This is a genomic window from Bradyrhizobium sp., assembly GCF_049512235.1.
Classification (GTDB): domain Bacteria; phylum Pseudomonadota; class Alphaproteobacteria; order Rhizobiales; family Xanthobacteraceae; genus Bradyrhizobium.
In genome coordinates this window covers 1-4659 of sequence record NZ_JBEKXH010000495.1, presented here as the reverse complement: position 1 = coordinate 4659, position 4659 = coordinate 1, and the positions used below count along the sequence as shown (strand labels likewise).

Genomic DNA, 4659 nt, shown 5'->3' with positions numbered 1-4659 from the left:
AACGTGACCGCGAAAGCCTATGTGGCTGTGCCGGCCCCGGGCGGCAGTACCCGAGCCATGACCGCGCGCGTAAACAGTTGGCCTGCCGACGATATTCCGGCGCTCGGGAACAATGGGAGCCCCGCCGCCCCCATCTTGAACGGGCGCGTCTTCGCACGCGGCAGCGGCCGTAACGACATCGGAAATAAGGATTCTTCGCCAGTAGCCCTTTCCGGCGACACTTCTTCTCCGTCGCCTCTGGAACCGCCGAACTTCCAGTCACCTGCGGCCTCCACTGCTAACAAAACCCTTCCATACCCGAGCCGAGGGATCGTCGAACAAAGGCCAGCACCGCCGTTCGACACAGCCGCGCCAGCAGGCGCCGCTCGTCAGAGTTCGTTCGATGATCGCTTCGGAAATTGGCCTGTCTCTCCGGCAAGCATCGCGCCGCGCGTTCCGAGCTTGCCAGTGCCGGCGCCAGAACCCAGCACGCCCCGCAGTTACTTCGCCAGTCTGCCGATTCCACCAGCCCCGATGCCGATCCGGCCGGATCATCCCGTGGCGTTGGGCATGAGCCAGGGCAACTGGCCGGCCATTCCATTCAGCGCCGATCCCTGGTCAGGTAGCTGGGGCACCACCCCGTCCTCACCAACCCGTGAGCCTTGGTCGACGCAGGGCTCGGCGTACTCAATGCTCGGTGGCGGCACCGGCGCGGCGGTTGCTCTGCCCGATGGCAGCAGAGCCGTGGGCCTCTTGGACTGGCTCGCCGCGCTCGCAGGCGTCGAACTCTCGAACCCGATGCGAACCGCGATGTCTTCGCAAGCCGACCAACCGGGCGGCGACGTGGGCGTTGATCCGCTGCAACCTTGGCTGCTGCAGCGGCCACGCTAATGGGCCAGCTCTGGTTTTGACAGTGCGAAAATCCTCGATGTTAGCCGGAAGTAAACGGGCGGAAGTAAACGGGGACACCCATTAGCCGGCCGGTCGTCAAGGGGCGTAGAGAAATTATTTTGGCAGCGCCAGCTGCCAAAATATTACATTCGCAGCTTCCAGCCGTTGTGTTCAAATCGCACCCGTTTCTTCGGTTGATGGCTACGTCCGCATCGCGGATCGCGCCAGACACCCATCAGGATCAAGCATCGGCCCAACCTCAAGGGAGCGCGCCGTCCGAGCAACGGGCCCGGCGCGCTGGCATCTACGCCGTCATCCAAGCGATGATCCCGTTGTCGCAAGGCGAACTCACGATCGAGCGGACGTGCGCCTTCGCGGGTATCAGCCGTGCCGGCTACTACCGCCATTGGGCCGCCTCGGCGCCACGCTGCTGGTTCATGCTTCGAAAGGCTCCATCAAAATGGGCGGCCCCGCGCGCATTTATCCGGCAACAAGCGCGCAAAACTGCGCCCACCCGCGCCTTAAGCGCCGAAGTAAGCCCCACCATTGGCATGGATGGCCTGGCCGGTGATGTAGCGCGCGCCAGGACTGCACAGGAATCGCACGGTGGCCGCGACGTCCTCCGGCGTGCCGCGCGCGCCGGTCAGGGTCTGGTGCGTCAAATGGTGCGCGGGTTCCGGCTGGTCCTTGGGACGCGGCGTGCCGATCAGGCCGGGAACCACGCAGTTGACGGTGATGCCGAAGGCCGCGAGATCACAGGCCAATGCGCGGGTGAAGCCGACCAGGCCGGCCTTCGCCGTCACCACATGGGCGCGGTTGGGCGCACCGGTATGCGCGCTCAAGCCACCGATGTTGACGATGGTTCCCGCGCCGCTCTCGCGCAATGCAGGAAGGCACGCCTTCACGCAATGAAAGGCGCCATCGAGGGTGGTATCGAGAATGGCCCGCCACTCGCCGTAGTCCATCTCCGCGAACGGCCTTTCCCGCCGCAGCGCCGCATTGTTGACGAGGATGTCGAGCCGGCCGAAATGTTTTGTCGCGGCGTCCGCCATCGCCGCCACGTCGGTGGAGACGGCCACATCCCCGATATGAATTTGCGCCGTGCCGCCGGCGGCCTCGATCTCCTGCGCCACCGCCTCCACCCCGGCGCGGTTGCTGCGCGCATTGACCAGGACCGACGCGCCACCCTCCGCCAGCGCCCGCGCAATCGCGCGGCCGATATTGCGGCCGGCGCCAGTGACGATCGCGACCTTGCCGGCGAGTTCTTTCATATCGATCCTCTCCATGCAGATGCCGCGCCTTGCCAAGGATCCACGTCCTTCCTCTTGAGGCAAGACCTTGCTACCATCAGTCAACTACGGACATGTAGCGCTCGCCAATACAATCAACCAGTGGATATCAAACAGTCCGTTCGAGAAAGGAAAGCCGGCTTTTATGCTCAAATCGTGCAGGGCGCCCCCTATTTGTGCACCGAGAGCCCGCTACCCGCGCAACGCACTTAGATCGATCTTCCCCTGATAAAATCCCGCCAACAGCTGCAACGCCGCCTCGCTCTGCGCCGCGCTCCAGCCGCCGTGCTCCACATTGCGCCTGAATTTGTCGATCAAGTCTTGCCGCGTCAGCGGCTCCTGGGCGCCGCCGCGCAAGTGGGGCTGCCGCTCCTCGATCACGCTGCCGTCCTTCAGGATAGCCTTGATATGGCCGGTATAGTTGTTCGGATATGAATTATCCGTATCGATCACGAACTTCACCTTCGCCGCCAGCGCCAGCACCTCGACGTCGCCGATCGCGCTTGCCGTGAACGCGCCGAGCCCGACGCCGCCATGGAAATAACCGCTCGCCAAAAGATAGGGCGTGGCGAATTTGGCCGCGTAGCCGTTGCGCGGGCGCTGCTTATCGGCGAGCGGCTCCCATAGCCGGTGCACGGTGCCCTCCGCCACCTCGCAGACGATCTCGCTGATATCCTCCGCCTTGATGCCACGCGCGGCCATCCGCCGGGCGCAATCGATATAGGGCTGCGCCATGGTCCCGCAGGGATAGGGCTTGAACGCCAGCGTATCCGTTACCCAGCGCCTGCCGAAATCGGCCGTAAGCTGTCCGTAGTCGCCATCGGCCGTGTGCGCGAAGGCGTAAAACAGCCCGTGGACGCCCTCGAACACCGTGCGCGGACCAACAAAGCCTTGCCGCGCCAGCAGCGCCGCGCGGAGGCCCGATTGTGCCGCCCAGCCGGCATGCAGCCGCTTGGTCCAGGCGCCCTCGGCGAGATATTCGATGATACCGCCGGCCATGCTGCCGGCGATCCCGAGTGCGTCCACGATCTGCCTTTCGCTGAGTCCAAGCGCGGCGCCGACGCCTGCGGCTGCGCCCATGGCGCCGAAAATCGCGGTCGGGTGGAAACCGGCCTTGTGCACGGCCTTGGGCGCCACGAGGCTCAACCGGCACAGCACTTCGGTGCCGACGGCAATTCCGATCAACACACTGCCGCCATCGGGATGGTGCCGCTCGCAGGCCGCCAGTACGGCGGGCACGATCACCGCGCCGGCATGGACCGGACCGCCCTCGAAAGTATCGTCGAAATCCTCGCCATGCGCGGCGGTGCCGTTGACAAAAGCAGCGCCCGATGCGGTCAAGGTGCGCGTATGCCCGATCACCGTGCACGGGCCGTCGTCGTCCCAGCCCTTGAGCGCGCTGCCAAGATAATCCTGGTTGCGCGCGGTGACGCACAGGCCGACCACGTCGATCAGCAGGTCCTCGCATTTGCGCGCAGTCACAGCCGGCAGGGCGGCGGGCGAAAGCCGCACGATTTTTTGTGCCAGAATTTCGGCGACGGAGATTTTGGGCAATGGTGACGTCATCGCTCAGCCACCAGACCGGTCAGACATGAAAAATCCTGACGTAGTGCGCCTTGATCGCGTCGGCCTGTTCGACCACGGCGGCCGGCTCGTCCTTCATGGTCTGGATCTCCTTGAGCGGCTTGCGCCCCGGCTTCTCCGCGGTCTGCGGATGTAGCGAGCGCAAGCCGCCGACATCGATGATGAGCTGCTGGGCGTCGCGGCTGAAGCAGAACGACTGGAACAGCTTTGCCGCGTTCGGATTGGGCGAGGACCTGAAGATGCCGTTGGGGCCGACGATCATGGGCGACCCTTCGGTGGCATATACCGGCTCGACCGGGCGGCCGGCCTCCTTCATCTGAAAAATATTGTACTCGTTGCCGTCGGCCATGACCGACCGCTCGCCGAGATCGAGCTTCTTCGGCGGATCGGCCGAGGATTGCACCTGCATGATATTCTGTTTGGCGAGCGCTTCGAAGAACGTCCAACCGAGATCGCGCTGCATCTGATAGGTCGCGGTCATGATGGTGCCGCTATAGCCGGGATGCGCCTTGACGATCTTGCTCTTCCATCTGGGGTCGAGCAGATCGGCAAAACTCTTCGGCGCGTCTTCCGGCTTCACCAATTTGGTATTGTAGGCGATGATGCTGAGCCAGACCCGCCAGCTCGCAAACTGGCCGTCGATATCCCTGTGTTCGGGCGGATAGAACTTCGCGACGTCCTCGGGCACGTAAGGCGCCAGAACCCCGTCGCGCTTCCAGACGATGAAATGCGCCGCATCGGACGAGTTCACGACATCGACGGCGTGGATGTTGCTGGAATATTCCTGACCGATGCGCTGGAACACCCGCTCCGCCCCGGTACGCTCGACCCGAACCGCAATGCCAGGATATTTGGCCTCGAACGCCCTGGCCAGTTTCTCGGCCACCGGCAGATCGGTCGAAGTATAGTGGATGAC

The 4659-nt window shown here is 64.1% G+C and carries 3 protein-coding genes and 1 pseudogene; 1 reads left to right on the top strand and 3 read right to left on the bottom strand.

The genetic code is table 11. The annotated features are described in order from the left end of the window. Positions 1 to 870: pseudogene (locus ABSG20_RS30305) on the top strand (hypothetical protein); the annotation flags it as partial. 521 nt (positions 871 to 1391) lie between these two features. On the opposite strand, the gene ABSG20_RS30300 reads toward ABSG20_RS30305, so the two are convergent. The 3 genes from ABSG20_RS30300 to ABSG20_RS30290 all read right to left on the bottom strand — a co-directional run. Beyond that, the gene (locus ABSG20_RS30300; protein ID WP_423868138.1) at positions 1392 to 2141 is read right to left on the bottom strand and encodes a 3-oxoacyl-ACP reductase family protein; all 750 of its coding nucleotides are present in this window, start codon (positions 2139 to 2141) and stop codon (positions 1392 to 1394) included. A 210-nt stretch (positions 2142 to 2351) separates the two neighbouring features. Continuing rightward, entirely contained in the window at positions 2352 to 3725 is a 1374-nt protein-coding gene (locus tag ABSG20_RS30295; protein ID WP_423868137.1) for an MmgE/PrpD family protein, read from the bottom strand. Positions 3726 to 3744: 19 nt separating this feature from the next. After that, positions 3745 to 4659: ABC transporter substrate-binding protein (locus ABSG20_RS30290; protein WP_423868136.1), on the bottom strand; the 915-nt coding region annotated here is incomplete at its 5' end.